This is a genomic window from Streptomyces sp. A0642 (assembly GCF_004795105.1).
Taxonomy (GTDB): domain Bacteria; phylum Actinomycetota; class Actinomycetes; order Streptomycetales; family Streptomycetaceae; genus Streptomyces.
Map to the genome: position 1 here is coordinate 1 of NZ_SSBL01000026.1, position 19,812 is coordinate 19,812.

Consider the following 19,812-nt stretch of genomic DNA (forward strand, 5'->3'; position numbering starts at 1 on the left):
AACCCTCACCCGGCAACGCCACCGCACCCGACGTCCGCACCACCAACCGCGCACCAGCGAACCGCTCATCGCCCAACCACTCCTGCACCACCCCCAACACCTCACACACCGCATCCCGCACACCACCAGCAGAACCCACCCCACCCCCACCCCTCAACGACTCGAACACCACCACATCCGGCACCTCGCCCGAAGTCGCCGTCACATCGCTCCAACGCCCCACCGCGACACCGTCGACGGCTCCGGCCTCCGGCAGCACGACCTCGGGCCAGTCCACCCCGAACAGGGAACCCGCCACACCCGACGCGGCCACCGCCCGCCGCTCTCCGCCCAGGGAGCGCAGCACGAGCGAATCCACCGTCGCCACCGTCGCGCCGCCCGCGTCGGCCAGGGCCACCGACACCCGGCCCTCACCCACCACCGACACCCGGACCCGCACCACCGACGCACCCACCGCACCCAACGACACACCCGACCACGCGAACGGCAACGCGGCACCCTCACCCACCGCACCCGACAACGCCACCCCGTGCAACGCCGCATCGAACAGCGCCGGGTGGAGCCGGAAGTCGGTCGCGGGCGTCGCGGGGGGCAGGACGGCCTCGGCGTAGAGGTCGCCGTCGGAGCGCCAGGCCGCGCTCAGACCGCGGAAGGCGGGCCCGTACCGCAGCCCCTCCTCGGCCATGCCCTCGTAGAACCCCTCCAGGTCCACCGGCTCCGCACCGGCCGGCGGCCATGCCCCGGAAGCCCAGGCGGTGTCCTCGGGACCACTGGCGCCCCGGGTCGTGGTCTCGGGCGCGAGGACGCCGGTCGCGTGCCGGGTCCACGGCTGGTCGCCGTCCTCCGGACGGGCGTGCACGGTGACCGGGCGCCGGCCGTCGGGGCCTGCCGTGCCGACCGTGACGCGTACCGCCGTTCCGCCCCGCTCGGGGACGGTCAGAGGGGCCTCCAGGGTCAGCTCGTCGAGGACCGGGCAGCCGGCCTGATCACCCGCGTAGCCGGCCAGCTCCACGTGGCCGGTGCCTGGGAAGAACACGGAGTCGCCGACGCGGTGGTCACCGAGCCACGGGTGGGTGGCGAGGGACAGGCGGCCCGTCAGGCTGAGCGCGTCCGTGTCCGGAGCCGGGACCCGTGCGCCGAGCAGGGGGTGGCCGGCCGGTTCGAGTCCTGCGGTGAGCACGTCGCCCGCGCCGGTGGGGGCGGTGACCCAGTAGCGCTCGCGCTGGAAGGCGTAGGTCGGAAGCTCCACGCGGGTCGTGGGGGCGGTGGCGTGGAAGAGGCTCCAGTCGACCGGGGCGCCGTGGACGTAGGCCTCGGCCAGCGACAGCGCGAACCGGGCCGGGTCGCCGCTGTGACGGCGCAGCGATCCGACGGCGGTGGCGGCTGCCGGTGTCGTGGCGATCGTCTCGCCGAGGGCGATGAAGAGACCCGGGTGGGGGCTGGCTTCCACGAAGAGGGTGAAACCGTCGTCGAGCATGGCTCGGGTGGTGTCCTCGAAGCGCACGGTGCGGCGCAGGTTCTCGTACCAGTAGCCGGCGTCGAGGGCGGTCGTGTCGAGCGGGCCTCCGGTCACCGGGGAGTAGAAGGTCGTGGCGGACGGGCGCGGTTTCACGTCGGCTATCTCGGCCAGGAGGCGGTCGCGGATCTCCTCGACGAACACCGAGTGGGAGGCGTAGTCCACCGGAATCCGGCGGGCCTGCACGCCCTGGGCCTCCAGGTGGGTGTACAGCTCGTCGAGGGCTTCCGTCTCACCGCACACGACGGTGGAGGCGGGGCTGTTGACCACGGCGATCTGGAGCCGGTCGCCCCAGCCGCGCATGATCGTCTCGGCCTCCGCGGAGGGCAGCGCGACCGACATCATGCCGCCGCGTCCGGCGAGGTCCTGGCGGATGATCCTGCTGCGGAGGGCGACGACGCGAGCGCCGTCCTCCAGGGAGAGGGCCCCGGCGACGCAGGCAGCGGCGATCTCGCCCTGGGAGTGGCCGACGACGGCCGCCGGCTCCACACCGCAGGCGCGCCAGAGGCCCGCGAGGGAGACCATGACGGCCCACAGGACCGGCTGGACGACGTCGACCTCGTCGAAGGTGGGCGCTCCCGGGCGCTGGTGGACCACGTCGAGCAGGTCCCAGTCCGTGAAGGGGGCGAGCGCGTCGGCGCACTCGCGCATCCGCTCGGCGAACACCGGCGAGTCCGCCAGGAGTTCGACGGCCATGCCGACCCACTGGGAGCCCTGGCCCGGGAAGACGAACGCGACCTGGGCGGGGCCGGTGGCGGTGCCCCGGACCACGTGCGGCGCCTTGCCTCCGGCCGCGACGGCGTCGAGGCCGGTGAGCAGGGGGGTGGGCTCGTAGGCTTCGGCGTCGGCACCCGAGGGGGTTCCGGTTTCGAGGACGACGGCGCGGTGCTCGAGCGCGGTGCGGGTGGCGATCAGGGCGTGGGAGAGGTCCTGGGGGCGGGCGGTGGCGCCGGCTCCGTCCCGTACGAAGGAGGCCAGCCGCTCCGCCTGGGCGCGCAGCCCCGCGGCGCTGCGTCCGGACAGGAGGTACGGCGTGACGGGGGCGGCGGGTGCGGCGAAGGGGAGCGTCCGGCCGTCCGTGGCCGCGGCTCCCTCTCCCCCGGTCAGGTCCGTGACCGCACCGGCGCCTGTGACCGCGCCCGTGCCGCCGGATGCGTCCGCGGGTTCCGGGTCCGGTGCCTCCTGGAGGATCAGGTGGACGTTGGTGCCGCTGAGTCCGAACGCCGAGACGCCCGCGGTGCGCGGGTGGCCCTGGCGCGTCCACGGCTCGGCCTCGGTGAGCAGACTGACGTGGCCGGCGGTCCAGTCGACGTGGGTGGAGGGCTGCTCGACGTGCAGGGTCCTGGGCAGCAGGCCGTTGCGCAGCGCCATGACCATCTTGATGACTCCGCCGACACCGGCGGCGGCCTGGGCGTGACCGATGTTGGCCTTGAACGAGCCGAGTTTGAGCGGCTGTTCGGCGGTGCGGTCCTGGCCGTACGTGGCGAGCAGGGCCTGCGCCTCGATCGGGTCGCCGAGTGTGGTGCCGGTGCCGTGGGCCTCGACGACGTCGACGTGGGCGCCGGGCACGCGTGCGTTGGCGAGGGCCTGGCGGATGACGCGCTGCTGCGACGGGCCGCTGGGGGCGGTGAGGCCGTTGGAGGCTCCGTCGGAGTTGATGGCCGATCCGCGGAGGACGGCGAGGACGGGGTGCCCGTTGCGGCGGGCGTCGGACAGGCGCTCCAGCAGAACGATGCCCGCGCCCTCCGACCAGCCGGTGCCGTCGGCGCTGTCGGAGAAGGCCTTGCACCGCCCGTCGGGTGCGAGGCCGCGCTGCTTGCTGAAGGCGACGAAGGGGGCGGCCGTGGACATGACCATGACGCCGCCGGCGAGGGCGAGGCTGCACTCGTCCTGGCGCAGGGCCTGGGCGGCGAGGTGCAGGGCGACGAGCGACGACGAGCAGGCGGTGTCGACGGTGAAGGAGGGGCCTTCGAGGCCGAAGGTGTACGAGATGCGGCCGGAGATGACGGATGCGGCCCGTGCGGTGGCCATGTAGGCCTCGACGGCCTCCGGTACGCCTTCGGGGAAGTCGCCGTAGTCCTGGATGCCGGATCCCATGTAGACGCCGACGCGGCCTCCGCGCACGGTCTCCGGGTCGATTCCGGCCCGTTCGAAGGCCTCCCAGGCCACTTCGAGACTGAGACGCTGCTGCGGGTCGGTGGCCTCCGCCTCCATGGGGCTGATGCCGAAGAACCCGGCGTCGAAGTCGCCCGCGCCCTCGAGGAACCCGCCCTGGTGCACGTAGCTGGTGCCCGGCTGCGAGGCGTCCTCACCCATGAGCTGATCGAGGTCCCAGCCCCGGTCGTCCGGCATGCCCGATACCGCGTCGCGGCCCTCGGCCACCAACTGCCACAGCTCCTCGGGCGTGGTCACCCCGCCGGGGAAGCGGCAGGCCATGGCCACGATGGCGATGGGCTCCTGCGCGGCGGCCTCGGTGTCCTGCAGGCGGCGCCGGGTGCGGTGCAGGTCGGCGGTCACCTTTTTGAGGTAGTCGAGGATCTTCTCGTCGTTGGCCATATCGGTCTCACCGAGTCCTTTGGGGTCAGATGACGGCAGCGTGCCCATGTCAGGCGAGGCCGAGTTCCTGGTCGATGAAGGCGAGGACGTCCTCGGCGGACGCCTCGTCGAGCGAGTCCCGCACGGCGGCCACCCCCGTTTCGCCGCTCTGAAGGGTGTTCAGCGTGTCGAGGAGGGTCTGGAGCCGCGAGGTGATGCGGCTGCTCCGGATCTCCTCGAGGTCCAGCGACCCGACCAGTTCCTCGAACCGGTCGACCTCCGCGAGGACCGGCGTCGCGGTGTCGTCGCTGTCGGGGAAGAGCCGGGTGTGCAGGTGGTCGGCGAGCGCGGTGGGGGTCGCGTAGTCGAAGACCAGTGTCGCGGGCAGTTGGGCGCCCGTGGCGGCGGTCAGGGCCTGGCGCAGTTCCACGGCGGCGACGGAGTCGAACCCGAGGTCCTCGAAGGCGCGTTGCGGGTCGAGGTGGGCGGGGGCGTCGTAACCGAGCAGCGTCGCGACGCGGGTGCGGACGAGGTCGAGCAGGGCGCGCCCGCGTTCGGCGGCGGACAGGCCGGCGAGCCGTTTCATCAGATCGTCCGCGTCGGAGGCGGCGGCGTCGGGCGACGCGGTGAGGACCTGCCGCACGTCGTCGAGCGCGTCGAGCAGCGGGCGGGATCGGGCGAGCGTGTACGTGGGGGCGAAGCGGGACCAGTCGAACTCCGCGACGACGAGGTGGCTCTCGTCGTGCTCCAGCGCCTGCTTCAGCGCGCCGATGGCGAGGCGGGGGTCCATCGCGGGGGCGCCGATGCGTTCCATCACGGCGGCGAGTTCGGCGTCGACCATGCCGCCCTGCCAGGAACTCCAGGCCACGGAGGTGGCGGTGAGTCCGCGGGCGCGGCGGTGGTGCGCGAGGGCGTCGAGGTGGGCGTTGGCGGCCGCGTAGGCGGCCTGCCCGGAGCTGCCCCAGACAGCGGCTCCCGAGGAGAAGAGCACGAACGCGTCGAGGGGGCGGTCGCCCAGGAGGTCGTCGAGGTGCCGCGCCCCGGTGACCTTCGCATGGCCGACGGCGGCGAACTCGTCCTCGGTCAGTTCGGTGAGCGGTGCCATGCGCTGCATGGCACCGGCCGCGTGCACGACGGTGGTCAGCGGCAGGTCCTCGGGTACGGCGTCGAGGACCCGGGCCAGTGCGGCACGGTCGGTGACGTCGCAGGCCGCGAGGGTCACCCGGGTGCCGGACGCCTCCAGTTCGGCTGCCAGGGCGCGGGCCCCTTCGGCCGCGGCTCCGTGCCGGCTGAGGAGCAGCAGGTGCGCGATGCCGTCGGCGGCGAGCATGCGGGCGACGTGCGCGCCGAGGCCGCCGGTGCCGCCCGTGATCAGCGCGGTGCCGTGCGACGGGCTGGCCCGGACCGGAGTGCGGTCGCCCAGCGGGGCCCGGACCAGCCGACGGGCGAGGATCCCGCCGGAACGCAGGGCCGCCGCGTCCTCGCCGGTGGCGCCCGAGAGCAGGTCGCAGAGGCGGTGCAGATCGTCCGGGCCCGGCTCGGCCGGGAGGTCGGCGATACCGCCCCAGGTGTCGGGGTGGTCGAGGGCGAGGCCGCCGCCGAGGCCCCAGAACGGGCTCTGTTCCGGGGCGGTCAGCTCCGTGGAGCGGGAGGCGGCGACGGCGGACTGCGTGACGCACCACAGCCTCGGGGCGTCCGGGATGCCGGCGAGCGCCTGCACGAGGGTGACGGTGGCCGTGAGGCCCCGGGTGAGGTGGGGATGCGCGGGCTCGGAGCGGTCGTCGAACGCGAGCAGGGACAGGACGCCGGCCGCGGGCTGTGCGGCGAGCCGGGCGGCCAGGTCGGCCCGGCTCTGGCCGGGGACCGTCTCGATGACGTGGGGGGATGCGCCGCGTTCGATGAGTGCGGCCAGGATCGCGGTGACCGTGGCGGTCTCGGCCTGGCCTTCGGCGACGGCGACGAGCCAGGGGGCGTCAAGTACCGGGCCGGTGGCGGCCGGTGCGGTGACGGGCTGCCAGATGACGCGGTAGCGGAGGTTGTCGAGAGCCGACCTCTCCTGGTGGAGCCGGCGCCAGCGTGCCATCGCCGGCAGGACCTCGCCGAGTGCGCCCTCGGCGACGGAGAGCCGGTCGGCGAGGGCGGTGACGTCCTCGCGTTCGACGGCCTCCCAGAAGGCGGCTCCGGCGGGGTCCGCCGCGCTGTCGGGGGCCTCCTGGGTCCCGGGGCGCTCCAGCCAGTAGCCCTGGCGCTGGAAGGGGTAGGTGGGCAGCGTGACCCGGTGGGCGCCCCGGCCCGCGAAGAAGCCGTCCCAGTCGACCGGAGTGCCGTGCGCGTGGGCCTGGGCCACGGCGGTGACCAGCGTGCGTTCCTCGTCGCGGGCGCGGCGCAGGGCGGGGACGCACAGGGCGCCGTCGTCGGTCGCCAGGCAGTCCGCCGCCATGGGGGTGAGTGCCGCGTCGGGACCGATCTCGATGAGGACACGGGCCCCTTCGGCGTGCAGGGCGCGTACGCCGTCGTGGAAACGGACCGCTTCGCGGACGTGGCGGACCCAGTAGTCGGCCGAGGTGAGCTCATCGGGTCCGGCGAGCCGGCCGGTCACGTTGGAGACGACGGGCAGCCGAGGCGCGTGGTACGTCATCCGGGCGGCGACGTCCCGGAAGGCGTCGAGCATGGGTTCCATGAGCGGCGAGTGGAAGGCGTGCGACACGCTCAGCCGCTTCGTCCGGCGCCCCAGACCCGCGAAGTGCTCCGCGAGCGCCAGCGTCTCCTTCTCCTCCCCCGACACCACCACCGCCGACGGACCGTTCACCGCCGCCAGCCCCACCCCGTCGCCCAGCAGCGGAAGCACCTCCGCCTCCGAGGCGGCCACCGCCACCATCGCCCCGCCGGCCGGCAAGGCCTGCATCAACCGGCCACGCGCGACGACGAGTTCGGCGGCATCGGCCAGCGACAGCACACCGGCCACGTACGCGGCCGTCACCTCACCGATCGAATGCCCGGCCACCACATCGGGCCGCACACCCCACGACTCCACCAACCGGAACAACGCCGTCTCCACCGCGAACAACCCGGCCTGAGCGAACATCGTCCCGTTCAGCAGCTCCGAGTCCTCGCCCCACACCACCTCACGCAGACTCCGGCCCAGGCGGGCGTCCAGCTCACCCACCACCGCGTCAAAGGCCTCCGCGAACACCGGGAACGCCTCGTACAGTCCGCGGCCCATCCCCAGTCGCTGCGCACCCTGCCCCGTGAAGAGGAACGCCGTCAGGCCCTCCGTGGAAGAGCCCGCCGCCGTCGCGGCCTCCCCGCACTCCCGTCCCGCCGCCAGGTCCGACAGCGCCCGCACCGCCACCTCACGGTCCGCGGCCACCACCACCGCACGGTGGTCGAGCACCGCACGCGTCGTCCCCAGCGAATATCCGACATCCACCAACGACTCCTCCGGATGCGCCTCCATATGCGCGAGGAGGCGGCCCGCCTGCGCGGCGAGGGCTTCGGAGGTCTTGCCGGAGAAGGGCAGCGGGATCAGCGCGGCCGTCACGGTGGGTGGGGCCGGTGTTCCGGAGTCGTCGGCCGCGGGCGCCTCTTCGAGGATGACGTGGGCGTTCGTGCCGCTGAGTCCGAAGGCGGAGACGGCGCCACGGCGCGGACGGCCGAGGTCGGGCCAGGCCATGGCTTCGGTGAGCAGGGAGATGTTGCCCGCGGACCAGTCGGCCTTCGGCGTCGGACCGTCCACGTGCAGGGTGCGGGGCAGGATGCCGTGCCGCATGGCCTGCACCATCTTGATGATTCCGCCGACGCCTGCGGCGGCCTGGGCGTGCCCGATGTTCGACTTGACCGAGCCGAGCCACAGCGGCCGGTCGGCGGGGCGGCCCTGGCCGTATGTGGCGAGCAGGGCCTGCGCCTCGATCGGATCGCCCAGCGTGGTCCCGGTGCCGTGGGCCTCGACCGCGTCGACCTGGTCGGCGGTCAGCTGGGCGGCGGCCAGCGCCTGGTGGATCAGTCGCTGCTGTGCGGGGCCGTTGGGTGCGGTGAGGCCGTTGCTGGCCCCGTCCGAGTTGACGGCGCTGCCCCGGACGACGGCGAGCACCCGGTGTCCCCGGCGCCGGGCGTCACTGAGCCGTTCGACGACGAGCATGCCGACGCCTTCGCCCCAGCCGGTGCCGTCGGCGGCCGCGGCGAAGGATTTGCAGCGGCCGTCGGGGGCGAGGCCGCGTTCCTGGCTGAAGCCCACGAAGGAGGTGGGGGTGGCCATCACCGTCACTCCGCCGACCAGGGCCAGGTCGCACTCGCCGGTGCGCAGCGACTTGACCGCCCAGTCGAGGGCGACGAGGGAGGACGAGCAGGCCGTGTCGACGGTGACGGCCGGTCCCTGGAGTCCGAGGGTGTACGAGATACGGCCGGAGGCGACGCTGGCCAGGCCGCCGGTGCCGCCGTCGGTGGCGTAGTCGTGGTAGACGACACCGGCGAACACTCCGGTGAGGGAGCCCTTGAGCGAGAGGGGGTCCACTCCGGCGTGTTCGAGGGCCTCCCACGACGTCTCCAGCAGCAGGCGCTGCTGGGGGTCGGTCTCGCGGGCGTCCTTGGGGCTCATTTTGAAGAAGTCGGCGTCGAACCGGTCGGCGTCGTGGAGGAAGCCGCCCTCGCGGGCGTAGGTGTGTCCGGGCGTGGCGGGTTCGGGGTCGTACAGCCCGTCCACGTCCCAGCCCCGGTTGACCGGAAAGGCCGAGATGCCGTCCCGGCCGTCGGCCACGAGTTCCCACAGCTCGTCGGGGGAGGTCACACCGCCGGGGTAGCGGCAGCTCATGCCGACGATCGCCATCGGCTCGTGGTCCCGGGCCTCGGCTTCGCGCAGCCGGCGCTTCACCTGGCGCAGGTCGGCGGTGGCCCGCTGGAGGTAGTCGCGAAGCTTGTCCTGGGTTGCCATCTGTACCTCAACCAATCTCGGTGCGGGTGTCGGCCGTGCCGGGCGGGACCGGTGCCGTGACCGGCGGGTTTGCGAACGGGTGGGGGTGTAACGGGGCGGAGGGCTCTCGTCGGTCCGGCGGGCCTGTGGCGGGGAGGGGCCGGCCACGGTCCGGCGGCCGTGTCGGTGGTCGCTACAGGAGGCCGATCTCCTGGTCCAGGACGTCGAACAGTTCGTCGTCGGTGACCGAGTCGAGTGCGTCGTCGTCCTCCGGCCGCGTGCCGCCGGCGCCCTCGCCGTGGGCGTCCTGCCAGCGGCGCAGCAGCGCTTCCAGGCGGGAGGTGATGCGCGGGCGGGATCCGGCGTCGGGCCGGGCGGCGGTGAGGCTCGCGTCGAGTCGGTCGAGCATGCCCAACAGGTCGTCGGAGGCGTCCTGTTCCCCGGAGCCGTCGCCCAGCAGGCCGGTGAGGTGGGCCGCGACGGCACGGGAGTCCGGATGGTCGAAGACGAGGCTGGCGGGGAGGCTGAGACCGGTGGCGCTGCCGAGCCGGCGGCGCAGCTCCACGGCTGCCAGGGAGTCGAAGCCGAGATCCTGGAAAGCCCGGTCGGCGCCGACCGCTTCGGGAGTCGGGTGGCCGAGCAGGGTGGCCACGTGGGAGCGGACCACGTCCAGCAGCATGCGGCTCCTTTCCTCCTCACTCCGGCCGGCGAGGCGCCGGTGCAGTTCAGCGGCGACGGAGGGGCCGGCGCCCGGACGGCTTCCGGTGCGGCCGGGGGTGCGCACGAGTGTCCCGAGGACGGGTGGCAGGTGGCGGGCCGGGCTGCGCAGGGCGCCCTGGTCGGGGTGGAGGGCGAACGGGGCGGCCGTCGCGGTGCGCAGCGCGTCGTCGAGGAGGGCCGCGGTGCGCTCGGCGGTCAGCGGCAGAAGCCCGGGGACGGTCTCGCCCACGGGGCCGGTGGCGACCGCCGTCGCGGCGAGGCCGAGGGTGCGCCGGTGCCGGGCGAGGGCCTCCAGGAACGTGTGCGCGGCTGCGTGGTGGGCTTCTCCGGCTCCGTGGACGAGACCGTGGGTCGAGGTGAGCAGGACGAAGGCCGGCAGGTCGAGGTCTGCGGTCAGTTCGTGGAGGTTCCAGGCGGCGTCGGCGTGGCGGCGCAGTGCTTCGTCGAGGAGGTGCGGGGTGCGTTCGCCGATCGGGGCGCTGCCCCCGGCGGGGCCCGTGTGGACGACGGCGGTGAGCGGGGCGCCCTCGGGAAGGCCGGCCAGCAGGGCGGCGAGCGCGGCGCGGTCGGCGGGGTCGCAGTCGCTGATGACCAGTTCCGCACCGGTGCCGTCCGTGAGCGTGTCCGCCGCTCCGGGTGCGGTCTCCCCGCAGGCGATCAGGACACGCGTCGCGCCGTGTCCGGTGACGAGCGTGCGGATCAGCGCGGCGCCCGTCGCGGAGAGCCCGCCGGTGACGAGGATCGTGCCCCCGGCCGCGAGGGTCAGCGCTTCGGCTGCCGGTTCCGCCGGGACCAGGTGCGGGACGAGTACGGTGCCGCCGCGGACGGCGAGTTCTTCGGCCCCGGTGGCGAGCGCGTCCGGGAGTGCGGTCGCGGAGTCGTCCAGCCCGTCCACGTCGGCGAGGACGAACCGCCCGGGGTGTTCGCTCTGTGCCGCCCGGACGAGACCCCACACGGCCGCGTGCCGTACGTCCGGCGCCTCGTCCCCTGCCGCGACGGCGTGCCGGGTGACGAAAACCAGCCTGGTCCTTCCCGTCTCCGGCGCGTGGCGGAGGAAGTCCCGCAGGTGCGCCAGAACTGCGGCGCTGTACGTACGCACGGCTTCCGGCACGTCGCCGGCCGGGGCGGGCAGGGGCAGCAGGACGAAGTCGGGGGCGTCCCCCTCCTGGGGGTCGCGCGGGTCGAAGGCCGGGAAGGGGAGGCCGGTCCGCGGGTCGTCGAGGGGGCCTGCGGCGGCCAGGACGGCGGTCCTGGAGCCGAGGTCGGCGATGTCGACGGGCGCGGGCGCCCACTCCAGCCGGTACAGCGCGCCCACGGGGGCCCCGGTGGTCAGTTCGGCCCGGGTGACGGGCTTCCAGGCGACGTCCGCGGCGGTCAGGACGGGCCGCCCCCGGCCGTCCGCGAGGGCGAACGACGCCTGGTTCGGGCCGGTCGGCCGGACGCGTATCCGCAGTGCGGTGGCGCCGGTGCGGTGCACCTGTACGCCGGTCCAGACGGCGGGGCTCAGCGGCGCGCCGTCGTCCGGCTGCGCGCCTTCGGGCAGGGCGCCGAAGCGGGCCAGCTGGACCGCGGCATCGAGCAGGGCCGGGTGCGGCGCGCCCTGCCGGCGGGCCGTCTCCTCGTCGATCACGGCGTCGGCGAGGAGTTCGTCCCCGAGCCGCCAGGCGGCGGCGATGGTGCGGAAGGCCGGGCCGTGTCCGTGGCCGAGGGCGAACAGCCGGTCGTAGAGGGTGTCCGGGTCCACCGGGTTCGCGCCGGGCGGGGGCCAGGCCGTGGTGCTCCCGGCCGGGTCGGCGGCGGCCGGGGCGAGGATGCCCCGGGCGTGCCGGACCCAGGCCGCGTCCTCGTCCTCCGGCCGCGCTCCCTGGGTCCTGGAATGGATGTCGACCGTACGGCGGCCGTCGTCCGAGGGCGCTCCGACGGTGACCCGGAGGGCGGTGCCGGGGCCGGGGGCGAGCGGCAACTGGGCGGTCACCGTCAGCTCGTCGAGGCGGGCGCAGCCCGTTTCCGTCCCGGCGCTCAGGGCGAGATCGGCGAAGGCTGCGGCGGGCAGGACGGGCGTCCCGAGCAGGTCGTGGTCGTCGAGCCAGGGCAGTTCGTCACGGTTCAGCCGGCCGGTCAGGAGAGCGCCCCCGTCGGGGAGGGCGACGACCGCGCCGAGCAGGGGGTGGTCCGTCGCGCCGAGTCCGGCGGCGGCGAGGTCGGCCCCGGCCCGTTCGGGCAGCGCCCAGAACGGTTCGCGGCGGAACGCGTAGGTCGGCAGGTCGATGCGGCGGGCCCCGCTCCCGGCGAAGAACTGCGCCCAGTCGACGGGGACATGACGCACGTGGGCGAGCGCGAGGGCTCTCACCAGCTCGGTCGCCTCGTCGCGGTCGCGGCGGGAGAGCGGCAGGAACGCGGCGGCGGTCGTCTCGGGCAGGCAGGCGGGACCGAGGGCGGACAGCGCCGCGTCCGGGCCGATCTCCAGGTAGGTGGTGACACCCGCCTCGTCGAGGGTGCGTACGGCGTCGGCGAACCGTACGGCTTCCCGTACGTGCCGCACCCAGTGAGCCGGGTCGGCGAGTTCGGCGGCCGTCACGACGCGTCCGGTGAGGGTGGAAACGAGCGGGACGGACGGCTCACTCACCGTCATCCCGGCGGCCGCGCGCGAGAAGTCGGCCAGCATGGGCTCCATCAGCGGCGAGTGGAAGGCGTGCGAGACCCGCAACGGTTTGACCGAGCGGCCCAGCGCCGCGAAGTGGTCGGTCACGGCCCGTACGGCGGCGGCCGTACCGGACACGACGACGGATTCGGGGCCGTTGACCGCGGCGACGGCGACGTCGCCGGTGAGGAGCGGTGCCACCTCGTCCTCGCTCGCCCGCAGTGCGGCCATGGCCCCGCCCTCCGGCAGCGCCTGCATCAGCAGGCCCCGGGCGGCGACCAGGCGTGCGGCGTCCGGCAGCGACAGGGCGCCGCAGACGTGGGCTGCCACCAGTTCGCCGATGGAGTGACCGGCGAGGAAGTCGGGGCGGACGCCCCAGGACTCCAGGAGCCGGAACTGAGCCACCTCGAAGGCGAACAGAGCGGCCTGCGTGTATCCGGTGCGGTTCAGGGCGGCCTCGTCGTCGCGGACGACGGCGGCGAGCGGCCGGTCGAGGTGGGCGTCGAGCGCGGCGACGGCCTCGTCGAAGGCCTGTGCGAAGACGGGGTGGGCGCGGTGGAGCCGCTCCCCCATGCCGAGGCGCTGGGAGCCCTGGCCGGAGAAGAGGAACGCGGTGGGTCCGCCGCCGGTGCTGCCGGTGTCCTGGGCGGCCACGGGTGAGGCGGTGGTACCGCCGTCCGCGAGGACGGCCAGGTCGCGCATGGCCTGTTCCCGGTCGGTGACCAGCAGCGCGGCGCGCAGTTCCAGGGGGGTGCGGGTAGTGGCGAGGGAAAGGGCGACGTCGAGTGCGTGGGCGCCGGGCCGGGCCTCCAGATGGGCCAGCAGCCGGCCGGCCTGGCGGGCCGTTCCCTCGGGGTCCCGGGCCGACAGGAGCCACGGCACGGGAGCACTCGGCTCGGGGGTGCCGGGGCCGGCGGGCTGCGCTGCCTGCTCCGTCTGCTCGGCCGCGGGCGACTCGATGATCACATGGGCGTTGGTGCCGCTGATGCCGAACGACGAGATTCCGGCGCGGCGCGGACGGCCTAGTTCCGGCCAGGGTCGCGCCGCCGTCAGCAGGGCGACGTCACCCGCCTCCCAGTCGACCTGGGCCGAGGGCTCGTCCAGGTGGAGCGAGCTCGGCAGGGTCGCGTGCCGCATCGCCTCGACCATCTTGATGACGCCGGCGATGCCCGCGGCGGCCTGGGCGTGCCCGATGTTCGACTTGATCGACCCCAGGTACAGGGGCCGGCCGTCGGGGCGGCCCTGGCCGTACGTGGCGAGCAGGGCCTGCGCCTCGATCGGGTCGCCCAGCGTGGTCCCGGTGCCGTGGGCCTCGACCGCGTCCACGTCGGCGGCGCCGAGCCCCGCGTTCGCGAGTGCCTGCCGGATGACGCGTTGCTGGGACGGGCCGTTGGGGGCCATGAGGCCGTTGCTGGCCCCGTCCTGGTTGACGGCGCTGCCGCGCAGGACGGCCAGGACCGGGTGGCCGTTCCGGCGGGCGTCGGAGAGCCGCTCGATCACGAGCACCCCCGCGCCCTCGGACCAGGCCGCACCGTCGGCGGCCGAGGAGAACGAACGGCAACGGCCGTCGCGGGACAGGCCGCGCTGCCGGGCGAACTCGATGAACGTCTCGGGGGTCGACATGACGGTCACACCGCCGACGAGGGCGAGCCCGCATTCCCCCGAGCGGACGGCCTGCGCGGCCAGATGCAGGGCGACCAGGGACGACGAGCACGCGGTGTCGACGGCCAGCGAGGGCCCTTCGAGGCCGAAGGTGTACGAGACGCGGCCGGGTCCCAGCGAACCGGCGGCGCTGTTGCCCGCGTAGTCGTGGTACATCGTGCCGGTGAAGACCCCGGTCGCGGTGCCCTTGAGCGAGAGGGGATCGATCGTCGCCCGCTCCATTGCCTCCCACGCCACCTCCAGCATCAGCCGGTGCTGCGGGTCGCTGGTCAGCGCGTCGTTCGGGCTGATCCCGAAGAAGCCGGGGTCGAAGTCGGCGGCGTCGTGCAGGAATCCGCCATGGCGCACGTAGCAGGTGCCGGGCCGGGAGGAGTCGGGGTCGTAGAGCCGTTCCAGGTCCCAGCCCCGGTTCCGGGGGAACTCGGTGATGGCGTCGACCCCGTCGTCGACGAGTCGCCACAGGTCCTCGGGCGAGCGCACCCCGCCGGGATAGCGGCAGGCCATGGAGACGATGACCACGGGGTCGTCGTCGACGGGCCGCGCGGCTACCGCGGTGGCCGCGGCGACGCTCCCGGCGCCCGCGAGCAGCGTGTCCAGGTGCCCGGCGACGGCACGGGCGCTGGGGTGGTCGAAGACCAGGGTGGCGGGCAGCCTGAGCCCGGTCCCTGAGGCGAGCTGGTTGCGCAGCTCCATCGCGGTGAGGGAGTCGAACCCGATCTCGGTGAACGCCCGGTCGGGCTCCACGTCGGCAGCCGAGCCGTGCCCCAGTACGGAGGCCACCCGGTCCCGTACGAGTGCGAGCAGCGCCCGCTGCCGGTCCTTCGGCTCCAGGGCGGCCAGTCCCGAGCGGGGCTGCTGCACGGGCGCGGCGGAGGCGGCGCGCGCCTTGCGGCGTACCAGGCCGGACAGGATGGGCGCCGGCGGCTCGGCCGTGCGCAGGGCCCCGAGGTCGAGGCGGACCGGAAGGAGCAGTGCGTCGTCCGACTGCCCGGCCTCGTCCAGCAGTGCCAGCGCCCGGGCCGGAGGGAGGGGGTCCACACCGGACCGGCTCATCCGCCGCAGGTCGGTGTCGGCCAGGCCGCTCGCCATCCCGTCACCATCGGCCCACAGACCCCACGCGAGGGACTGACCCGGCAGGCCGAGCCCCTGCCGCAGGACGGCGAGGGCGTCCAGGAAGGCGTTGCCGGCAGCGTAGTTGGCCTGCCCGGGATTGCCGAGGACGCCCGCGACGGACGAGAAGAGGACGAAGGCGGAGAGGTCCAGTGGGGCGGTCAGTTCGTGCAGGTTCCAGGCCGCGTCGACCTTCGGTGCCAGGACGCGGGCCAGTTGTCCGGTGGTGAGCGAGCCGAGGGTGGCGTCGTCCAGCACACCCGCGCAGTGGACGACCGCAGTCGGCGGGTGCGTGGCCACCAGGGCGCGGACGGCCTCCCGGTCGGCGAGGTCGCACGCCGTGACCGTGACCTCGGCTCCCAGTGCCGCCAGTTCGGCGCGCAGCGCGGTGGCGCCGGGTGCGTCGGATCCGCGGCGGCCCGTGAGCACGAGACGCCGGACGCCGTGTGCGGTGACGAGGTGCCGGGCCACGAGGGCGCCGAGGGTCCCCGTGCCCCCGGTGACCAGCACGGTCGCGTCGTCCCCTCCGAACGGGGCGCGGTCCGCCGAGTCGCGGGTCGCCGGAGCACGCACCAGCCGGGGCACCCACACACCACTCTCCCGGACCGCCGACTCGGGTTCCCCGGCGGCGGACAGGGCGGCGACGTCCGGGGAACCGGCCACGTCGGTGTCGGTGAGCAGGATGCGTCCGGGGTTCTCCGTCTGGGCAGACCTCACGAGGCCGGCGACGGCGGCAGCCGCAGGATGCCCGAGGGTCTCCCCCGGAAGCGCGACCGCTCCCCGGGTGACCACGAGCAGCTTGTTCGACGCGAACCGCTCGTCCGTCAGCCACTCCTGTACGACGCCGAGGGCGGTGGCGGTCAGTTCGTGGGCACCCGCCACCACGTCACCGACGGGCGGCGGACACTCCCAGACGAGGACGGCGTCCTCGGGCACGGAAGCGCTGTGCCGGTCGTCCCACTCCACGGCGACGGCGTCGGGGGCGGCGGGGGCGGAAGCCGGCGGGAGCGGCGTCCACCGCAGGGAGTAGAGGGCCCCGTGCTGCGCCGTTCCGGCCGTGGCCGCGAGAGCCACCGGCCGGGTGACGAGGGCGCCCACGGAGAACACGGGGCGTCCGTCCGTGTCCGCGCCGTCCACGGTGATTCCGTCGGCGCCCGCCGGTGCGATTCTGACCCGGAGCCGGGCCGCGCCCACGGCATGGAGCCGGACGCCCTTCCAGGCGAAGGGGAGCCGCGCCGTTCCCTCGTCGCCGGGCAGCGCGTCGGAGTCGTCGACGAGTGAGGCGTGCAGCGCGGCGTCGAGCAGGGCGGGGTGCAGACCGTAGTGCTCGGCGTCCGCGGCGGCCTCCTCCGGCAGGGCCACCTCGGCGAAGATCTCGCCCTCGCGCCGCCAGGCCGCGGCGAGCCCCTGGAACACGGTCCCGTAGCCGTAGCCCTGGGCGGCCAACTGCTCGTACACGGAGCCCAGTTCGATGGGCGTGGCACCCTCGGGAGGCCAGATGGCGGCTTCAAAGGCGGGGGCGGCCGCGTCCGGGACGAGAACACCGTCGGCGTGCAGCGTCCATGGTGCGTCGCCCGCTTCGTCGTCCTCGTCCCGCGCGTGCACGGTGACGCTACGGGCACCGGTGCCGTCGTCGGGCCCGACCATGACCCGGATCTGGACGCCGCCGCGGGGCGGCAGCACCAGGGGGGACTGGAGGGTCAGCTCGTCGACCACGTCGCACCCGACCTGGGCACCGGCGCACAGCGCCAGTTCGACCAGGCCCGCCCCGGGAAACAGGACGGACGTGCCCATGCGGTGATCGGCAAGCCAGGGCTGGCTGTCGAGGGAGAGCCGGCCCGTCAGCACGGGCCCGTCCGCCCCGGGGAGAGTGACCGCGGCGCCGAGGAGGGGGTGACCGGTCGTGCCCAGGCCGAGCGAAGCGGGGTCGTTGCCGCCGAGTTCCGCTTCCATCCAGTAGCGCTCACGCTGGAAGGCGTACGTCGGAAGGTCGACGCGTCGGGCTCCCGAGCCCTCGAAGAACCGAGACCACTCCACTGCAACCCCGGCCACATGCAGACGGCCCAACGCCGTCACAGCCGACACCACCTCCGGGCGGCCCTTGCGCACCACCGGCACGAACACCGCCGACTCCGCGTCCACCGACTGCTGTGCCATCCCACACAGCACCCCGTCCGGACCCACCTCGACGAACGACGTCACACCCCGCGACGCGACGAACGACACCGCGTCCGCGAACCGCACCGCCTCCCGCACATGCCGCACCCAGTACGCCGCCGAACCCCAGTCCTCGGCCAGATCCCCGGACACACCCGACACCACAGGAATCGACGGGGAGCCGAACGACAACCCCGCCCCCACCGCCCCGAACTCCTCCAACATCGGCTCCATCAACGGCGAATGGAACGCATGCGACACCCGAAGCACACTCGTACGGCGGTCCGTGAACTTCCCCACCAGGTCAGCAACCGCCGACTCCGTACCCGAGACCACCACCGAACGCGGACCGTTGACCGCCGCGATCCCCACCTCACCGTTCAACAACGGAAGGACCTCGGCCTCCGTCGCCTCCACCGCCACCATCGACCCACCCGCCGGCAACCCCTGCATCAACCGACCACGAGCCACCACCAACTCAGCAGCATCACTCAGGGACAGAGCACCGGACACGTGCGCGGCCGCGATCTCACCCACGGAATGACCGACCAGGAAGTCCGGACGCACCCCCCACGACTCCACCAACCGGAACAGGGCAGTCTCCACCGCGAACAGGCCCGCCTGAGCGAACATCGTCCCGTTCAGCAGACCGGCGTCCTCGCCCCACACCACCTCACGCAACGAACGACCCAGGCGCGTGTCCAACTCCCCGGCAACCGCATCAAAGGCTTCGGCGAACACCGGGAACGCCTCATACAGCTCCCGGCCCATACCGAGCCGCTGCGCGCCCTGCCCCGTGAAGAGGAAGGCGACCTTGCCCGCCGGGCGTGCGGTCCCCCGCACCACCGAGGCCTCAACCCCGCCCTCGGCCAGCGCGGTCAGACCCCGCACCAGCTCCTCACGATCGGCCGCCGCGACCACCGCACGATGCTCCAGCACCCCACGCGACACCACCGACGAGAACCCGACATCCAACACAGACGTGGAAGCCCCGACCCGCTCCAGCAGCTTCCCGGCCTGAGCGGACAGACCCGCCTCACTCCGCGCTGACAACACCACCGGCACCACCGGCAATTCGACCGCACCGGCCGTCTCCAGCTCCTCCACCACCGGAGCCTGCTCCACGATCACATGCGCGTTCGTCCCACTCAGACCGAACGACGACACCCCCACCCGACGCGGACGATCCCGCACCGGCCACGCCCGCGACTCCGTCAACAACTCCACCGCACCCGCCGACCAGTCCACCTGCGGCGTCGGCACATCCACATGCAACGTCCTCGGCAGCACGCCATGCCGAATCGCCTGCACGGCCTTGATGACCCCACCCACACCAGCGGCGGCCTGCGCATGCCCCAGGTTCGACTTCAACGACCCCAGCCACAACGGATCACCCTCCGGGCGACCCTGCCCATACGTCGCCAGCAACGCCTGCGCCTCGATCGGATCACCCAACCGGGTCCCCGTCCCATGCGCCTCCACCAGATCCACGTCCGCGGTGGTGAGTCCCGCACCCTCAAGGGCAGCACGGATCACCCGTTGCTGCGAGGGGCCGTTCGGTGCCGTCATGCTGCTGGAGGCGCCGTCCTGGTTGATGGCACTCCCGCGGATCACCGCGAGGACCGGGTGCCCGTTCCGGCGGGCGTCCGAAAGCCGCTCCAGCATGAGGACGCCCACGCCCTCCGAGCAGCCGGTGCCGTCCGCGTCGGCGGAGAAGGACTTGCAGCGGCCGTCCGCCGCCAGCCCCCGCTGATGGCTGAAGTAGAGGAACATGTCCGGCGTCGGCATCACCGTCACGCCACCGACCAGCGCCATCGAGCACTCGTCGGACCGCAGTGCCTGGGCGCCCAGGTGCAGGGAGACCAAGGACGAGGAGCAGGCGGTGTCCACGGTGACGGACGGCCCTTCGAGGCCGAGGGTGTAGGAGACGCGGCCGGAGACGAGGCTGCCGGCGGTCGTGGCGGCGGCCTCGGTGCCCAGCGCGTAGTCGTGGTACATCAGGCCGGCGAAGACACCGGTCCGGCTGCCCTTCAGGGAGAGGGGATCGATCCCCGCGCTCTCCACCGCCTCCCAGGACGCCTCCAGCAACAACCGCTGCTGCGGATCCATCCCCAACGCCTCACGCGGCGAGATCCCGAACAACCCGGCATCGAAATCCGCCGCATCGTACAGAAAACCGCCCTCACGCGTCACCGTACGATCCGGCTTCCCCGGCTCCGGATCGTAGAGCCCCTCCACATCCCACCCACGATCCACCGGAAACGCCGACACACCGTCCCGGCCCTCCACCACCAGATCCCACAACTCGTCCGGAGAACCCACCCCACCCGGATAACGGCACGCCATCCCCACGATCGCAATCGGCTCGCCGCTGGACTTGCGTTCTGCGGCAGCAAGCCTTTTGCGCATGTCACGCAAGTCGGCTGTCGCCCGGCGCAGATACTCGAGAAGTTTTTCCTCGTTACTCACCGAGCATGCCCTCCTGTGTCATGACGTTCAGCGGACCGCGGACCCGAGCAAATGACGGAATGAGCGGAATGAAGAGAATGAAGTGTGGGACCACTC

Annotated in this window: 3 protein-coding genes; all 3 read right to left on the reverse strand. The window is 73.7% G+C overall.

Translation table 11 applies throughout. The annotated features are described in order from the left end of the window. Positions 1 to 4,072, reverse strand: a 4,072-nt coding sequence (locus E6R60_RS30420) for a type I polyketide synthase (protein ID WP_136329923.1), incomplete at its 3' end; no start/stop codon positions are given. Between the two features lie 49 nt (positions 4,073 to 4,121). Beyond that, on the reverse strand, positions 4,122 to 8,978 hold the full coding sequence (locus tag E6R60_RS30425; RefSeq protein ID WP_136329924.1) for a type I polyketide synthase: 4,857 nt from the start codon (positions 8,976 to 8,978) through the stop codon (positions 4,122 to 4,124). 172 nt (positions 8,979 to 9,150) lie between these two features. Then, a complete protein-coding gene (locus tag E6R60_RS30430) occupies positions 9,151 to 19,716 on the reverse strand; it encodes a type I polyketide synthase (RefSeq protein ID WP_136329925.1) in 10,566 nt (3,521 codons plus the stop codon). Positions 19,717 to 19,812: the final 96 nt, after the last annotated feature.